General features: G+C 40.8%; 1 protein-coding gene. It reads right to left on the bottom strand.

Annotation, left to right across the window (positions count from 1 at the left end):
- On the bottom strand, positions 1 to 823 hold an 823-nt coding region (locus tag R7P35_RS24655; RefSeq protein WP_318092979.1), incomplete at its 3' end, for a diguanylate cyclase.
- Positions 824 to 1,328 lie beyond the last annotated feature (505 nt).

The raw sequence follows: 1,328 nt of genomic DNA, 5'->3' as shown, positions 1-1,328 counted from the left end.
CTGCTACACCCATACTAACAGTGGTCGTACTTTCAACGTCATCGACATGACAGATCGTTGCTTGTATAGCTTGGCGGATGCGTTCAGATACTTCATCCGCTTGACTCGCATTCGTATCTGTTAAGATTACTGCGAACTCTTCTCCTCCCAATCGACCTATAAAGTCGCTGCCACGAATGACTCCTTGGCAAACGTGAGCAATGCGAGTGATAACATGATCACCAGAAAAATGACCAACTCTATCATTAATATCTTTGAAGTGATCAATATCGATCATCAAGCATGAAAGTGTTTTAGAACGTTTTGTATGTTGAATGATCGCATTATCTAAATTGGAGACAAACGCCCGGCGGTTGAGAAGACCAGTAAGTGCATCAGTTTCTGATAATTGTTTAAGGCGTTGTTCTAGCAAATGAGTCTTGGTGATATCACGTACAGACCAGATCACCAGTTTGTTTGCATTTTCAGGAGCGTTAACTGGTTTAATAATCGCCTCAAACCACATTTCTTCTGGATTTTCTAACGCTTCTAGCTCCTCTATAGGCAGGAGTAGGTGGTCATGCAGAGAAAGGTTGTATTTCACGACCTTCGTTTCGTTATCTTGCATAACGTCAAAAATAAACCCCATGAGTTCATCTGCTTTGGTTGGGGAAAGGACATCGCTAAGCTGTAAGCCGATGTAGCGTTCTGCGTTGAACGTTTTTGAGTGGTGGGTACCACCAAAGCTTTCAATATAGCGCCCGCTTTCGTCTAGGATAAACACATGATCCGGTAGGGTGTTTAAAATGGCTTCTAACCCTGTTTCCCTTTCTTTATAAATCATGTGGTTACTTTCCTTCTTCTCGGCAAGTAGCCGATTATATAGGTTTGTATTGATGACACAATCAATATGGATCACATAATGGTTTATCGATTCAGCTAATCTGTGTGTGTTAGCTTTTGAGCTGTTTGAGTGAAATTTTTATAGCACTTTGTTTCGTGCGGGTGTAGGCTCTTGCCTGTATATTTTTGAGACAAAAAATTCATGTTATATCTCTTGTTTAAAAACTTCGTAAGAAGGCTGAACTCCGTGCATAAAACGCGATGAAGTGTTGCTCGGAGTCATAAATTATCTTCATCAGATGTGGAAATACGTGCACAGCTAAGCTGGAAAATGCGTAGGTTGTATTACATCTGAGTAAAGACAAGAGACCGCCGGTGATATTTCATCACCGGCTTTTTTGTATCTGAAGTTTGAAATCAGATATGAAGTTACCCATAGTTGAAATAGGGGCCGGTATGTAAGTACCGGCCCTTTTTATTTGGTAAAAAACATGAGTGTGTTACAC

Source organism: Vibrio sp. Vb0304, assembly GCF_033338995.1.
GTDB lineage: Bacteria > Pseudomonadota > Gammaproteobacteria > Enterobacterales > Vibrionaceae > Vibrio > Vibrio alginolyticus.
The sequence above is the reverse complement of the archived record's forward strand: the minus strand, read 5'-3'. Positions and strand labels throughout refer to the sequence as shown.